Here is a 16,020-nt window from a genome sequence, read left to right on the forward strand (position 1 = left end):
TTATCTGGTATATAACACAGGCAAAACCCATCTACTGCTTATTGCTTTTCGCTGTCCCACAGAGTACTTTCTTAATTCGGTTAAGAAATACTATATCTGCAATACTTTGTAAATACTATGAATATCTTTCCCACGCAATTATCCGAAAAACCATACTTCTATCATCCCACAGATTTCCGTCCCAGGCAATAGCAAAATTATATTATCATACATTAAAAACAATATTATACGTATTATCTCCATAGGAGTATAATAACAGAGGTTTATTATAGAAAAATAAGGAAACGGAGGAAGAAAAAGAAATGCGAACACTTGCAAAATATCTTCAAAACTACAAAAAAGAAAGCGTTCTGGCTCCTTTTTTCAAGTTTCTGGAAGTTGTATTTGATCTGCTGGTGCCTGTCGTCATCGCCCAGATCATCGATGTGGGAATTGCAAATAATGACCACGGCTATATCGTTCAGAAGTTTTTTATCCTGATACTGATGGCTGCTGCAGGACTTGCAGTCAGCATTACTGCACAGTTTTTTGCTGCAAAAGCCAGCGTAGGCTTTGCCACAGAAGTGCGTCAGGCTGTATTTGACCATATCCAGAAGCTTTCCTATACGGAGCTGGACACCCTTGGCACTGACACGCTGATCACCCGTCTTACAGACGATGTCAATCAGGTACAGAACGGAGTAAACATGGGACTCCGTCTTCTTCTTCGAAGCCCGTTTATTGTTCTAGGCTCTATGGTAATGGCTTTTACCATCAATGTGCGCTGTGCACTGATCTTCGCAGTTGCCATTCCGGTACTGTTCCTGGTTGTCTTTGTGATCATGTTTTTAAGTATCCCGCTTTTCAAAAAAGTACAGGGACGTCTGGATTCCGTCACCCGTCTTACCAGAGAAAACCTGACCGGTGTCCGTGTGATCCGTGCATTTTGCCGTGAAGCTGATGCCGTTGCGGAGTTTGACGAAAGCAATCTTGCACTTACCAGACTGAACGAATTTGTCGGAAAAATCTCTGCACTTTTAAATCCTGCAACTTATGTACTGATCAATATCGCAACAGTAATCCTGATCCGGACTGCAGGTGTACAGGTAAACCTCGGAAACATGCAGCAGGGTGAAATAGTTGCTCTTTACAACTATATGGCACAGATGATCGTAGAACTGATCAAGCTTGCGTCCCTGATCATCACCCTGAACAAATCCATGGCCTGTGCAGATCGCGTTGCCGGAATCCTGAAGGTCGATTCCACCATGACTTACCCGGACAAAGCTTCCTTACCGACTGCGGAAAACAGTGACTATGCAGTTGCCTTTGACCATGTGAGTTTCTCCTATGCAGGAACCGGCGCACCTAGCCTTTCTGATATCACTTTTTCCGCAAAAAAAGGCTCTACGATCGGAATCATCGGCGGTACCGGAAGCGGTAAATCCACTCTTGTGGATCTGATTGCCCGTTTCTACGACGCAACCTCCGGAGTCATTACCCTCGACGGTCAGAATGTACAGACCTATTCCAGGCAGGAACTCAGGGAAAAAATCGGCGTAGTTCCTCAAAAAGCAGCACTTTTCCAGGGAACCATCCGCGATAACTTAAGCTGGGGACGGGAAGATGCCACGGACGAAGAAATGTGGGAAGCACTTACCACCGCTCAGGCTCGTGAAATCGTAGAGAAAAAGGACGGTCAGCTGGATTTCCGTCTGGAACAGAACGGCCGGAATCTTTCCGGTGGCCAGCGTCAGAGACTTACCATTGCCCGCGCCCTTGTGAAAAAACCAGAGATCCTGATCCTGGATGACAGTGCCAGTGCTCTTGACTTTGCCACAGATGCGGCACTTCGGAAATCCCTTCACCAGCTTGGTGGAAAAACAACCACCTTCCTGGTATCTCAGAGAGCCGCCAGCATCCGCCAGGCTGATCTGATCCTGGTACTGGATGACGGTCAGCTTTCCGGAAAAGGAACCCATCAGGAACTGATCTCTACTTGTAAAACCTACCGTGAGATCTTTTTCTCACAGTTCCCGGAAGAGCGTACCAAATATGAAAAAGCGACTGGAAAGGAGATCCTGTCATGAGTAAAACAGATACAACCGCCAAAAGCAAAAACAGCATGGCAACCTTTTTCAAGGTACTACGTTTCATTGGAAAATACCGTTTTCTTCTCGTATTAAGTGTGATCCTAGCAGCAGTCACTGTAATTTTGCAGCTGTATGTTCCCGTACTTTTTGGTTATGCCATTGATGAGGTCGTTGCTGCCCACGAAGTTGATTTTACAAGAATGGGATTCTATCTTTCCCGTATTCTTGTCATGATCGTATTTTCCGGCATTGCCACCTGGATCATGAGTGTCATCAACAACCGTATGACCTACCGCACAGTACAGGATATCCGTGCAAGATCCATCCGCCATATCCAGAAGCTTCCTCTGTCCTACCTGGACGGACACAGCACCGGTGATATCATCAGCCGTGTCATCGCAGATACGGATATTCTTTCCGATGGTATGCTCCTTGGATTTACACAGCTGTTTTCCGGTGTCATCACCATCATCGGAACCCTGCTCTTCATGTTCTCCAAAAATGTGTGGATCACTCTGATGATCATTGTCCTGACACCTGTAAGCTTTTTTGTGGCGAAATTCATCTCCTCCCATTCCTTCCAGATGTTCCGTGCGCAGAGTGATGCCCGTGGACGTCAGACTGCACTGATCGAGGAAATGATCGGAAATCAAAAAGTAGTTCAGGCCTTTGGTTACGAAAATCGTTCTTCCGAACGTTTTGCTGCGATCAATGAAGAACTCCGTGATGCCAGCCAGAAAGCTGTTTTTTACAGCAGCCTCACCAACCCGTCCACACGATGTGTCAACAACATCATTTACGCAGGTGTAGCTCTTGCAGGTGCCTTTCTGATCCCGGGCGGTCATCTGACTGTCGGTGGACTTTCCGTACTGCTGGCTTATGCAAACCAGTATATGAAGCCCTTCAACGATATCAGCTCCGTGATCACAGAGCTTCAGAACGCTCTGGCCTGCGCTACCAGGATCTTTGATCTTCTGGAGGAAGAGCCAGAAAGCCCGGATCCGTCCGGAACTCTTGTCGATGTAAAAGGTGCAGTGGATATCCAGAATGTTTCCTTCCGCTACGAAGCGGACAAACCTCTCATTAAAAACTTTAATCTTCATACAGAACCAGGCAGACGTATTGCCATCGTAGGCCCTACCGGTTGTGGCAAGACAACTTTTATCAACCTGCTGATGCGGTTCTATGACGTCACCGGTGGAAGTATTTCCGTGGACGGAACCCCCATCACCGATATTTCCAGACATGCCCTCCGCGGAAGCTATGGCATGGTTCTCCAGGATACCTGGATCAAGCATGGAACTGTCCGTGACAACATCTGTATCGGAAAGCCGGATTCTTCTGATGAGGACGTGATCCAGGCAGCTAAAATGTCCCACAGCTGGGAATTTATCCGCCGTCTTCCAAATGGCCTGGATACCATTCTTTATGAAGACAGCTTAAGTCAAGGACAAAAGCAGCTTCTCTGCATCACCCGTGTCATGCTGTGTCTGCCGCCGATGCTGATCCTTGACGAGGCAACCTCCAGTATTGATACCCGAACAGAAATGCTGATCCAGGAGGCCTTTGACCGGATGATGCAGGGACGAACAAGCTTTATCGTTGCACACCGTCTTTCTACCATCCGCAATGCAGATGAGATTCTTGTCATGAAAGACGGAAGCATCATCGAGCAGGGAAGCCATGAAGAGCTTATGGCAAAAGGCGGATTCTATCAGAATCTTTATAACAGCCAGTTTGTGAAGGTTTCTGAATAATATAAGCTGATTTTAACCGAATCAGGCAACTGGCTAAATACGGATCGCAAATATCCGCCTGACTTAAAATTCTCCGGAACACAGATTTTCTGTACCGGAGAATTTTTTTATACTGTATCAATGATATAAAAAAAATAAACATCTCCATATGATATCTATTTTGATATCCAGGATGATGTCTATTTTTATAAAACTATATTCAGATCTTTTTATATTTTGTCCGAAGAAGCCATTTCTGATCGATCACTTTCAGCTCTTCTCCAAAACGGATGTGAAGCCTTACAGAACCCGGAAGCTGCTCTACATGCTCAATATTTCCGGTTCCGCATTTCGGATGACTGACATCCTCTCCGATCTCATAGCGTACAATACTGTTCTGAGTATTCCTGTGCTGCTGCTCTCTTCTGTAAGTATCCCGCACCGTTACAGTACGGTCATGGATCGGGCTTCGGAGTTTTTTCTCATAGTTGTGTTTCATCAGAGCTTCCCCTGCCTTATAATATGGCGTTGGTGCCGCACCAGTCAGGGAACAGCAGTATTTCCAGGCGCTTCCGTGGGTTCCGTGCTGCCACTGATACTCTGAGGGAATGTGAAAATTATACTGCATATAGTGGGCATATTCATGTTTGTAAAGATCCAGTCGGTCTTCTTTTTTCAGAGGATTTTTTACCGCATAGCCGATAAACAGCAGAGAAAAATGGAAATGCTCTTTTTCGTGGCAGCTGCCTCTTGTATAAGATCCCAGCAGATCCGGCTCCATGCCAAAAGTTATAGGGATCTTTGCTCCGTTAAGATGAAATTTTTTATCGAATTCTGCATAGAGACTTCGGATCTGAGCTGTAAGTATTGGAATTTCTTTCTGCAGGGCCTGTGAAAGTGTCTGATCGATCATTGTATCTGCAACTCCTTATCGTCACCTTTTGCAAATTTATAAAATGAACAATCGCTACTATATCATTTTTCGGAAAAAATGTAAACACCTGAAAAAAATTACTGTTCCAGTTCTTTCCTCACATCCGGGAACATTTCCACACAACGTTTCAGGATTCCCTGCATGTACGCAATGGCAATTCCGTAATTGGTGATAGGAATCTCCTGATCCAATGCACATTTCTGACGGTAACGCATTTCTCTCTCATTAAGCATACATCCGCCACAATGCACGATCAGACTGTACTTCGTCACATCCTCCGGGAAATCTCTTCCGGAAGAATACTCAAATTCCAGCTCTTTCCCCGTATAATTACGGATCCAGCGTGGAAGCTTGACTGTTCCGATATCATCACACTGCCTGTGGTGGGTACATCCCTCTGAGATCAGGATCTTGTCACCGTCTTTCAGCCGGTCCAGTGCTGCTGCCCCAGCTGCCGCTGTCTTTAGATTTCCTTTAAATCTGGCAAACAGAATAGAGAATGAAGTAAGCCAGATGTCTTCTGGAGTTTCTTCACTGACTCTGGCAAAGACCTGGCTGTCTGTGATCACAAGCTTTGGTTTTTTCCCCAGAGTTTCCAGTGTATTGGAAAGCTCATCCTCTTTGATCACGATGGCTGCTGCTCCGGCTTCCAGCACATCACGGATCGTCTGCTGCTGCGGAAGGATCAGACGCCCTTTTGGTGCAGCTTTATCTATGGGAACTACAAGAATCGCAAAATCTGATGGTTCAAGGAGATCCCCTACCAGACGCAATTTCAGTTCATCCGTTACTGCCAGCGAAGCGATCTTTTCTTTCAATTCGTAGATATTCTGACCGGTGGCGGCGCTGGCATAAATAGATTGCTCTGTGTTCTGGTTTTCATGATCCTGTTTCTGGCTGACACTGCTCTCTTTGACCGCACCCGCATGGATATTCCGGTTTAAGTTATTATCTGAAGAAAGCCGGTTCCCATCTTTTGTTTTCAGCAGATCTGCCTTGTTATAAACAACCAGATATGGAATCTCCTTCTCTTTAAAAATATGGATCAATTCTTCATCCACACTGGTTTTTCCCACAGTGGCATCTACTACAAGAACTGCTACATCCACTCTATTCAACACCTGTTTCGCCTTGCGGACGCGAAGTTCTCCAAGATGTCCTTCATCATCAATACCTGGTGTATCTATGATCACCACCGGGCCCATAGGAAGTAGTTCCATGGCCTTACTTACCGGATCTGTAGTAGTTCCCTTTACATCGGATACCACAGCCAGCTCCTGGCCTGTCACCTTATTTACGATACTGGATTTTCCTGCATTTCTTCTGCCAAAAAAACCGATATGTACACGGTCTGCTGACGGTGTTTCATTCATTCCCATAATTTATCCTCTTTTCTTTCAGCATCAGACAGGTCCTCATCCATTCCTGTTCCTATCAACCTGCTTCTTTTTGATTTTTCAAAAGCCGGACATTCCTTCCACTCTTATATCATAGTGTAGTCTCCTACGTAGATATGGCTGTCATCTACCAGTGTCAGGTTAAAGTTGGCATAGACATTTTTTCCAAAATGGACATAAGTCCCTGCCATATTTTAAGGATCTGTTCCCGTCTTTTTATGGAAGAAAGTTCTTTTTCCTGTTTTTTCATTGTTTTATCCCTCTTTCTGTCTAATAAAACGGATATCCGCATTCCACTTTGCGATTTATTCATAGATATATTAACCAGATAATTATGTTTAATTAAACACTATTTTCTTTATTATATCATGAACAAAACATAAACAAACATTTTTATTTTGTTATTTATGTGCTATTTTTATATGCAGAAACACCGATACTCATCTTTTGCAGAAAGGATCTCGAATATGAAACCATTATCTTCATTTAAGCCACAGGCTGTTTTCAGCGATATTGACGGCACTTTACTAACCTCAGAACATGTGGTATCTCCGCTGACTAGTTCCGCCATTCATACTTTGACAGATCAGGGCGTTCTGTTTACTATTTCTTCAGCACGAAGCCCTTCCGGCATCCGTCCTATTATTAAAAAAAATGATTTCCATTGTTGTACCATTGCATTCAGTGGTGCACTAATCCTGGATGAAAATCAAAATATCCTTTACGAAAAAGGAATAAGCATTTCCGACGCTTCCAAAATCATTGATGTGATCGAAAAAAAATGTCCTCACGTGACCTGGAATGTTTTTACCTCAGAAGACTGGATCGTAAAAGACCGGACAGACCCTCATGTGATCCATGAAGAAACGGTTGTGGAAACTACCTCTATAGAGGGATCCCTTCAGTCTCTCTCAGATACGCTTATGGTAGATAAAATCCTGTGTATGTGCGATTCTGAATATATGTCACCGTCAGAAACACTTCTTCGCAAATATTTTCCGGAATTATCTATTGCAAGATCTTCCGATTCTCTTCTGGAGATCATGGCTGGCGGCATAAACAAAGCGGAAGCTGTAAAATATCTTTGTGATCTTCGAAAAATCCCTCTTACCAGTACTATTGCATTCGGAGATAATTATAATGATCTGGAAATGCTGGAGGCAGTAGGATGTGGAGTTTTGATGGGAAATGCACCTTCTGAGCTGCAAAAACATTTCTCTTTTGTAACAAAGAGTAATGATCAGGACGGGATTTTTCAGGCCTTTAAAGAATTGGGAGTTCTGAATTAAAGAATATTTATAACAAATAGAAAGTCTCTTCCAGAAGATAATTTTTTATCTGTACCTGTGAAAGAGACTTTCTGTATTTCAGTAGATATTATTTATTTCAGTGCCGTTCCGGCTTTAAAAGCATCGCCGACTTTTTCGCCAAGACGGATATATGCATTGTTGAACGGATCAAAAGTGATCGGTGCTGCTTTTGCAACATCTACGTTTCCATTTTCATCCAGAACGCTCTCATCCACGCTGACATTTACGATCTCACCGATCAGCCGGCAGGTGTCTTTATCATAGCTTTTCAGCTTACATTCTATACAGATTGGAAGCTCTTTGATAATAGGTGCATCTACTTTTTCAGATTTTTCTGCTGTAAATCCGGCTTTTACAAATTTATCCGGCTCTTTGTTTCCGGAAACAATTCCTACATAGTCGCAGGCTGTCATATGCTCCACATCTGCCATACTTACTGTAAAAGCGCCTTTTTTCAGGATGTTTTCAGTTGTTTTATGATTTTCACTGACACAGATGGAAATTTCCTTATCATCGCTGATTCCTCCCCAGGCTGCATTCATAACATCCGGTTTTCCATCTTCACCATATGTAGCGATCATTAATACCGGCTGTGGATAAGTGTAAGGCTTTGCTCCGAAATCTTTTCTCATGATCTTTCACTCCTTTATTGTATTGCCGTTACTTTTTATAAATTGACGTACAAGCTGCAGACCTCCCAGCGGAACACAGAATTTATCTCTGTGCTGACTGCATTGCTGATACGTTTCTTCCAGATCAAACCACTGTACCTCTTCTACTTCTTCCTTTTGAAGTGTAAGATGATCGATCTCTACCGGGTGATCGTAGATATAAACAAAAGCGATTTCTTCATCCCGGAATATTTTTCCATGAAATTCTCTGGCAAAAGATATGGGGAATTTTCCTGCAAACTGCAGATCAGCTGATTCTGCATGGATTCCCAGTTCTTCTTCCAGTTCCCGTAATGCCGATTCCATTGGTTCATCTCCTGCCTGTATGTGACCTGCAGATGAAGTATCAAATTTTCCAGGAAAGGAGTCCTTGTTTCTGGATCTTTTCTGAAGAAGGATCTCTGTTTTTTCATTCCTCCGACGGATGATCCAGATATGAGCAGTACGATGAGGGATTCCTTCTGCGTGAGCAATACTCCGTTCTACAATCTTTCCAGTGGGATTTCCGTTTTCATCTATGATATCAAATAATTCCATTTTTTTGCTTCTTTCTCATAAATTATTCTTTCTTAACCAAACCAATTTCATTCTAGCATGATTTCGAAATAATTTCCAGTCTGTTATCAGAAAACATTCTATAGAGGATTACTTGATTCGGTCAAATATTACGATATATATAACGGATATTTATACAAACATATAAAAAGTACCTGTAAACAATTCCTTGTTTACAGGCATAAAAAAACTCCCCCTGTTGGACTCGAACCAACGACACTGCGGTTAACAGCCGCATGCTCTACCGACTGAGCTAAGGAGGAATATTTAATTTAAGGATTATACCTTAAAAACTACATACATGCCTGTTGATCGTTAATCAAACTCTTTGAATCAATTCTAACCTGCGTACCGATACTCCAGCGGTGGTCATCTCACGACTCCGTCGTTCGATGTCATTTGCTTCGCAAATGTTCAGTCTGTACCATAAATGGTTCTCCACAAGCAAGCTTGTTCCGCCCCATTTCTGTTACATCCTGCCCGCTTCCTCGGCTTTTTGGTCAAGCCCTCACCCGATTAGTAACAGTCAGCTCCATGTGTTACCACACTTCCACCTCTGCCCTATCTACCTCGTCGTCTTCAAGGGGGTTTACTTCATAAGAATGGGATATCTCATCTTGAGGGGGGCTTCACGCTTAGATGCCTTCAGCGTTTATCCCTTCCGGACTTGGCNAGGCCGTTACCCTGCCAACAAGCTAATCCAACGCGGGTCCATCTTATACCACCGGAGTTTTTCACACCGGACCATGCGGTCCTGTGCGCTTATGCGGTATTAGCAGCCATTTCTGACTGTTATCCCCCTGTACAAGGCAGGTTACCCACGCGTTACTCACCCGTCCGCCACTAGAATTAAATTAAATCGACCGAAGTTTCAATAAAGTAATTCCCGTTCGACTTGCATGTGTTAAGCACGCCGCCAGCGTTCATCCTGAGCCAGGATCAAACTCTCTGATAAAATGTTTGATTCATTTACTCAAGACAACCGTTTGGCTATCTCTCGTTTTTACTGCTTTTGGTTTGTTTAAACCGTTCTTTAAATGTAAAGAAATTTTCGAGAATCGTATGTGTTTCACTGTTTAGTTATCAAGGTTTGTTGTGTCTGTCTCTCAGACAGCTCGTTTATTCTATCTCATCTCTTTTTGTTTGTCAAGCACTTTTTTAAGTTTTTTCAAACATTTTTGAGTTAAGATTTTGTTGCCGCTTTGTTGGCGACTCGGATACTTTATCATATCTTCTGTCTTTTGTCAACTATGAATTTCATTTTTCTGAAATTCTTTTTAATTGTTTGTTTTTCAAAAACAATTATTTGCGACAGCTCAGTTATAATACCACTGGGAGTTATGCTTGTCAACCATAAAATTCAATTTTTTTAAAATATTTCGTTTATCCCGTTTATTAAGAAAGACGCTGCCAATAAAAGCAGCGTCCTTCCACCACACTATCTCCAAATCCCCTTTCTCTTCCGGATCGTATAAAACAACTCATTCTCCATCGCCATAACCTTCTGGATCGGCACACTCTTAAACACCGGCATCTTCATCCTAGTCCTGATCCACCAGAAAGAATAAACCGCCAGAACCACAAAAGTGATCACCACAACCAGCCAGATCATATTCCGCTCCACCGGATCAGAAGAAATATTCAGGATCATATAACACGTCCCCGCAATACCAACAAGCGGAAACACCGGCCCACCAGGAACCCTGAAGCTCCTCGGCACCTTCGGCATCCGCTTTCTCAGAATCAGCACATCCACATGCGCCAGCACATAAGAAATCATCCAGAACACCGAACCCACCAGGATCAGGAACGAAATAATAGAAGAAGAATCATTACTGATCAGTGCAAAAATAAAAATCGTCACACTGACAAATACAACGCCACACCAGGGAACCCCGTGCTTATTCGTCTTCGCAAAAATCCTCGGCATCATATTCATCTTCGCCATCCCCTGGCAGATACTCGCCAGACCATTCACCGTAGAATTCTGCGTACTCACAACTGCAAGCGCAGCCACCAAAGTCATCCAGATCTTACCTGCACTGCCAAGAAGATTTTCTCCGTAAAGCAGATGCGGAGCCGGGGAATCCATAAGCTCCTGCCATGGCGTATAATTATGAAAACCAAACACCATGATCGACTGCACACCACAGATCAGAGCAAGACCTATGATCATACCAAGAGGAACATTCCTCTTCGCATTCTTAACACTCTTGGAAACCGGGATCACATACTCCGCCCCGATAAATAGCCAGAACGCCGTAGCTGTAGCAGAAAACAGCTCCGAAGGCTTCGTGGCCATTGTATACGGCTGCGAAACCACCTGCCCTGTCCCCAGCTTAAGCATACCGATCAGTCCCATGATGATCATGGAACCAACCAGAAGAAACGCGACCAGATCCTGGATCTTTGCAAACATATCCACACCACGAAGATTTGCGATCATGATCACAATGGTCATGATCAGCGTATACGCAATACTGGGAACCGGCAGCTTGATCGTCTGCGCCATCGCATAGGAAAAAATCGAAGCCTCCACACCAGAGGACAAAATATTACAGAGCAGATAACCGCCCACCATGGAGATCAGCGTGGGAAAAGGCCCCAGACATGCCAGCGTATACTGCGCCAGGCCACCCGTCGTATTCGGCATAATGGCATTCAACTCCGAAAGCGAAGCCACCGTAGTCATATTCAAAAGACACGCAATAATCATGGAAAAAATAAACACAACACCAACCGTACCTGCACCCTGCCCCAGTGAGACCAGACAGCTGGTGGCAATGACCAACCCTACTGATATAGATACAACACTTCCCAGCCCTAATTTCTTATCTTCACTCATAATCCCAGTCACCTCCCAATAAGTCAGACGGATATTCGCGATCCGCATTCGTTTAGCAGCCCAAAACAGACAACATAGAAACAGGCGAAGTTCCGCTTTATCTGCGGACACCCTCGCCTGCCATCACGATTCTCTGCTTACCCTTTACAGAGCATCTACACCTTCATCACCCGTTCTTACACGGATCACATTATCAATATCGTAGATAAAAATTTTGCCATCGCCAATATGCCCAGTATAAAGCTCATGCTTGATCACTTCCACAATCTTATCCACCTGCTCCTTTTTTACCACAACACTGATCTGCTGCTTCGGAAGGAGCTCCATCTCGTAATTTTCATCCACCTCGTACTCACGGGTACCTTTTTCAACGCCACATCCAAGCACCTGCATAACAGTCATACCTCTGACACCGGCTTTACTAAGTGCAGATTTCAGGCTGGAAAATTTTGCAAGGCTTGTGATGACTTCTATTCTGCATAAGCTCATCTTATAATATCATCCCTTTCTGAAAAAATACATTGATCATTAACTCAGATATTCACGTCTATCTCTGCAGCATATCCATCAATATAAATGCTTTGTAATTCATTCAGAAAAGACATCAGCCCAGCTAAGCCGATGCCTTTCCGCATAAAAAATACTCTCTGTAAAATTCTGTCTTATCTTATACATTAAGTTCTTTCTTTGTATCAGCAAGAGCCTCGTCCATTCTGGAGATAACATCCTTGATATCCTGTTCGGAGATAACAGCTGTAGGCTCGAAACGGATGGTTTTCGCATTAACAAGTGTTCCTGCTGTCATGACACGTCTTGCAAACAGACCCTTTGCAGTCTCATAGCCAAGCTCACATGTATGGAACTCAACTGCAAGCATAAGACCTGTACCACGAACCTCCTGGATGATCTCAGGATATTTTTCCGCAAGGCTCTGAAGTCCTGCTTTCAGGATCTCACCTTTACTTTTGCAGACACCCGGGATATCATTTTCAAGCATATATTTGATAGTTGCGATAGCTGCTGCACAGCATACCGGGTTTCCGCCAAATGTAGGAGAGCCAAGAAGCCATGGGTTGTCGATCAGATCCTGAACCCACATCTTCGGTTTACAGATGATACCTGTGATCGGCATGATACCGCCGCCGAAAGCTTTACCATATGTCATGATATCCGGTGTAACACCCTCTGCCTCACATCTCCACATTGTACCGGTACGTCCCATACCTGTCTGGATTTCATCAAAGATCAGCGCCACACCTGTCTCATCACAGATCTCACGAACCTCCTGAAGGTATCCTGCCGGAGGAACGATAACGCCAGCCTCGCCCTGGATCGGCTCAAGGATCACACCGGCAACCTTCTCTCCAACTGCCTGAAGGTTCTTGATCGCTTTTCTTACATCATCTGCAATACCATACTGCACATGCTGTACCTGCTGTACCATCGGAATATAAGGAGTACGGTATGTACTTTTACCACCCATGGAGATTGCACCCATGCTCTTGCCATGGAAAGCACCTACTGTGGAAATGAACCATCTTCCGCCGGTTGCGATACGTGCAAGCTTCAGAGCCATCTCAACGGCCTCTGCACCGCCGTTTGTGAAGAAGCAGTACTGCAGGTCGCCAGGTGTGATATCTGCAAGTGCTTTTGCAAGATATCCACGAAGCGGATCAAGAAGTTCCTGAGAATGAAGTGCCTGATGATCAAGCTGCGCTTTTACGGTTTTCAGAATCTCCGGATTTCTGTGACCACAGGTGTAAATACCGAAGCCGCCAAGACAGTCGATAAATTTTTCTCCGTTCAGTCCATAGCAATAAGCTCCTTCATCCTGCCACTCAAGAACTGCACCCTGCTCAGAGTCAGAAGAAACAGATTTACGGTATTTCAGCCAGCCCGGGCTTACATAGTTGTCAAAATGATCGATGGTATCTGCCACCATCTGTTTTTTCTCCTCTGCCGGAATATCTTTCATATCTGTGTTGATCAGTCCGATCACTCTATCAAGATCTTTGATTACCTGTTCGCTCTTTGCCATAATACATTCCCTCTCTTTCTGAAAATCATCCCGCGATCTGCCTCTGCATCCTGCGTTCATTCTGGTAAAAAAACAGGCGCATTCGCTGTATTTCTACAACAAATGCGCCTTTGCATTTCGTTTAATTGTTTTTTGAATTGCCTATATTGTACCCCGGTCAGCCAATGTGTACAATTCTTAATTTCTGGCTGTTTATGATTAGTTTCTGGTAGGCATACTTGTTTTTAAGTATATCTCTTCTCAGTTTCTCTCGAAATTATCTGCAATATACTCTACGATCGGTGCAGGATCTTCCAGACTGTGCGGATGATGGTCACAGTCCGGTTTTACGATCACTTTGATCTGGCCGCCGTTTTCCTCATAATATCTGACCAGATTGGCACCGTTTTCCTGATAAGGCACAACACTGTCAACCGCACCCGCTACCAGCATGATCCTGATCCCCGCTTTAAGAAGCTGAGGCATTTTGTCCAGAGGATTCCCCCTAAACTCCAGAGCATTCTCATCTGTGAGATGATAAACTGCCTTACACTCTTCCCATTCTTTCGAATAACGCTCACTTGCTCCATATCCTCCCGGCCAGCTCGTCACATTCATAACCGGCGCATCCAGATACAGCGTGGAGATCGTTTCAGGATTTTTCACCGTATAATTGACAGAATAAAGACCGCCTCGGCTGAAGCCGAAAAGATCTGCTTTTTTATTAAGGCCTTCTTCCTCTGTGATATACTGATAAAACATTTCCATAAGGCTTATGGATTCCGGGCATCCGTACATGTCGCTGATCATCATATATGCAATATGCCAGCCTTTTTCAAGAAGTGCTCTGTCTGCATAATCAAAAGCTCCGAAAAACTCTGCGCGCCATACCCATGGTTTTCCCGGATGCACTTCTTTCGGCATGACCAGGATACACTCATGGCCATCCAGTTTAAAATCCTTTCTCTGATATCCTTCCCATTCGGAGATCCTAACTTCTTCTGCTTTCATTCCATTACCTCCATTATTCATGCCCACACAAGCCACTGCTGCATAAGCTCTTCACAATCCACAGTTTGAAAATGCCGCCTCCCTCAAAGGAGACGGCATCCAGACATCCGCATCAGCAGACATGTTTATTCTTTTTTATTACCACTGGCACGGCTCAAAGTCTGCTGTGTTCTCAGAAGTAACAACGTCTGTTCTCAGATAGTTTACACGGTTTACATCAATGCCACAGAACCACTCGGAGATTGTACGAACTGCAAGACCAGCATCACCCTGGCAGGTCTGATAGGACATACCATAAAGTTTTCCGTCTTTTACAAGATCAAGACCCTGTTTGGAGATACCAGCTGCAACGATTACGATATCGTCACGTCCTGCTGCCTCGCAAGCCTCAGCTGCACCGATAGCCTGGTCAGAGTCATCTGCAAGAACGATAGCATTTAATTTATCGCCATATTTTGTGATCCAGTCGGATACGACCTGTTTAACCTTGGAAGCCTCAAATCCAGGAGACTGGATATCAAGTGTCTCGATATCCGGATATTTCTCAGCAAGCTCTGTCATAGGTCCATAGCAGCGTGCATAGTAAGGAGATCCACCTACGTTATGTGTAATGTAAGCAACTCCTCCTTTGCCTTCCATCTTCTCGCCAAGCATATCGGCAAGTGTTCTCATCTGGTACCAGTCATTCGGGCCAGTGTAGGAAATGATGTAGTTCATAGCTTCTGCTTCTGGTGTTGTATTTACACAGAATGCCGGGATTCCAGCGTCTGTGATCTTCTTGAACTGCTGTGTTGCATGGTCAGCGGAAAGCGGAATCAATGCGATTGCATCCGGATGCTCGTTGATCGCCTGGTCAATGTAGCTGTCCTGATTTCCCTGATCCCAGTTTGGATCATAAACAGTTACTTCCATTCCGACTGCATCACATGCTTTCTGGAAAGCCTCTGTGTAGCATGTTGTCCAGGCATGTGCACCATGAACGATCAGGATAACTTTTTTGCCTTCCTGTCCATCTGCCGGTGACTCCGGGAATTTTGCATCATTTGCCTCGTCCCAGTCAAGATACTCTTTGTAATGCCAGTGATTGGCATCTGTCTCTTCGTAATTGTCTTCACAATATGCAGCATCTCCGTCTACTTCCGGAACATCGAAGCTAAGCGGTGCTTCCATCATGAGATGGTCATCTGTTGTTTTTAATGTTTTTTCTGCTTCCTGCAGTTTGTCGTAAGAATCTTTTGCAGCGTCCGGAACTTCTACTGCTTCCTCTTCTGCACTCTCATCACTTGCCTCTGCCTCAGTTGCCTGGGCGTCTGTGTTCTCCTCTGCAAATGCTACAGACCCCGTACCTAACAACATAGCACCACATAACAGAACCGCCAGTCTCTTTTTCATCATGTTTTCTTCCTCCTATACCTTATATAGTTTTTATTTTATTAAAAGCTCCCTCCGCTTTTAATTTCCCCTATTATTTT

Annotated in this window: 12 protein-coding genes, 1 tRNA gene, 1 pseudogene and 1 other annotated feature; of the genes and pseudogenes, 3 read left to right on the top strand and 11 right to left on the bottom strand. The window is 44.3% G+C overall.

The genetic code is table 11. The features are described from left to right. The first annotated feature begins 302 nt into the window (after positions 1-302). The gene (locus BN3261_RS12235; RefSeq protein WP_059086388.1) at positions 303-2,069 is read left to right on the top strand and encodes an ABC transporter ATP-binding protein; all 1,767 of its coding nucleotides are present in this window, start codon (positions 303-305) and stop codon (positions 2,067-2,069) included. Then, a complete protein-coding gene (locus tag BN3261_RS12240) occupies positions 2,066-3,829 on the top strand; it encodes an ABC transporter ATP-binding protein (RefSeq protein ID WP_059086389.1) in 1,764 nt (587 codons plus the stop codon). Before BN3261_RS12235 ends, BN3261_RS12240 begins: the two co-directional genes overlap by 4 nt. Positions 3,830-4,028: 199 nt before the next feature. Here the strand turns inward: BN3261_RS12240 and BN3261_RS12245 are convergent, their stop codons facing one another. The 3 genes and pseudogenes from BN3261_RS12245 to BN3261_RS18290 form a co-directional block, all read right to left on the bottom strand. After that, positions 4,029-4,721, bottom strand: a complete 693-nt coding sequence (locus tag BN3261_RS12245) for a hypothetical protein (protein ID WP_059086390.1) — start codon at positions 4,719-4,721, stop codon at positions 4,029-4,031. Between the two features lie 98 nt (positions 4,722-4,819). Then, positions 4,820-6,121: a [FeFe] hydrogenase H-cluster maturation GTPase HydF gene (gene hydF / locus BN3261_RS12250; protein WP_059086391.1), complete on the bottom strand. Its 1,302-nt coding sequence runs from the start codon at positions 6,119-6,121 to the stop codon at positions 4,820-4,822. Between the two features lie 107 nt (positions 6,122-6,228). Further along, positions 6,229-6,333, bottom strand: a pseudogene (locus BN3261_RS18290) (sugar O-acetyltransferase); the annotation flags it as partial. Positions 6,334-6,606: 273 nt separating this feature from the next. Between BN3261_RS18290 and BN3261_RS12255 the strand changes: the two are divergent. Beyond that, positions 6,607-7,428 carry a Cof-type HAD-IIB family hydrolase gene (locus BN3261_RS12255; RefSeq protein WP_059086392.1) on the top strand — a complete coding sequence of 274 codons (822 nt, stop codon included), beginning with the start codon at positions 6,607-6,609 and terminating at the stop codon, positions 7,426-7,428. A 92-nt stretch (positions 7,429-7,520) separates the two neighbouring features. Here BN3261_RS12255 and BN3261_RS12260 read toward each other — a convergent pair whose 3' ends face one another. The 8 genes from BN3261_RS12260 to BN3261_RS12295 all read right to left on the bottom strand — a co-directional run bounded on the left by BN3261_RS12260 (position 7,521) and on the right by BN3261_RS12295 (position 15,943). Next, positions 7,521-8,081 (bottom strand): flavin reductase family protein, encoded by a 561-nt coding sequence (locus BN3261_RS12260; protein ID WP_015526817.1) that lies wholly within the window; start codon positions 8,079-8,081, stop codon positions 7,521-7,523. Between the two features lie 6 nt (positions 8,082-8,087). Further along, the gene (locus tag BN3261_RS12265; RefSeq protein WP_021652971.1) at positions 8,088-8,657 is read right to left on the bottom strand and encodes an NUDIX hydrolase; all 570 of its coding nucleotides are present in this window, start codon (positions 8,655-8,657) and stop codon (positions 8,088-8,090) included. A 208-nt stretch (positions 8,658-8,865) separates the two neighbouring features. After that, a tRNA-Asn gene (locus BN3261_RS12270) sits at positions 8,866-8,938 on the bottom strand. Between the two features lie 245 nt (positions 8,939-9,183). Then, positions 9,184-9,584 (bottom strand) — a sequence feature (most likely nonfunctional fraction of RNA operon). Between the two features lie 529 nt (positions 9,585-10,113). Further along, positions 10,114-11,520: an APC family permease gene (locus tag BN3261_RS12275; protein ID WP_059086393.1), complete on the bottom strand. Its 1,407-nt coding sequence runs from the start codon at positions 11,518-11,520 to the stop codon at positions 10,114-10,116. A gap of 144 nt (positions 11,521-11,664) precedes the next feature. Further along, complete coding sequence (locus BN3261_RS12280) at positions 11,665-12,009, bottom strand: P-II family nitrogen regulator (RefSeq protein ID WP_059086394.1); 345 nt, start codon at positions 12,007-12,009, stop codon at positions 11,665-11,667. A gap of 178 nt (positions 12,010-12,187) precedes the next feature. Next, the gene (locus tag BN3261_RS12285; protein ID WP_015526621.1) at positions 12,188-13,558 is read right to left on the bottom strand and encodes a putrescine aminotransferase; all 1,371 of its coding nucleotides are present in this window, start codon (positions 13,556-13,558) and stop codon (positions 12,188-12,190) included. A gap of 240 nt (positions 13,559-13,798) precedes the next feature. Continuing rightward, entirely contained in the window at positions 13,799-14,548 is a 750-nt protein-coding gene (locus BN3261_RS12290; protein ID WP_059086395.1) for an alpha/beta hydrolase family protein, read from the bottom strand. A 138-nt stretch (positions 14,549-14,686) separates the two neighbouring features. Further along, the gene (locus BN3261_RS12295) at positions 14,687-15,943 is read right to left on the bottom strand and encodes a sugar ABC transporter substrate-binding protein (protein WP_015526623.1); all 1,257 of its coding nucleotides are present in this window, start codon (positions 15,941-15,943) and stop codon (positions 14,687-14,689) included. Between the last annotated feature and the right edge of the window lie 77 nt (positions 15,944-16,020).

Source organism: Blautia massiliensis (ex Durand et al. 2017) (assembly GCF_001487165.1).
GTDB lineage: Bacteria > Bacillota > Clostridia > Lachnospirales > Lachnospiraceae > Blautia_A > Blautia_A fusiformis.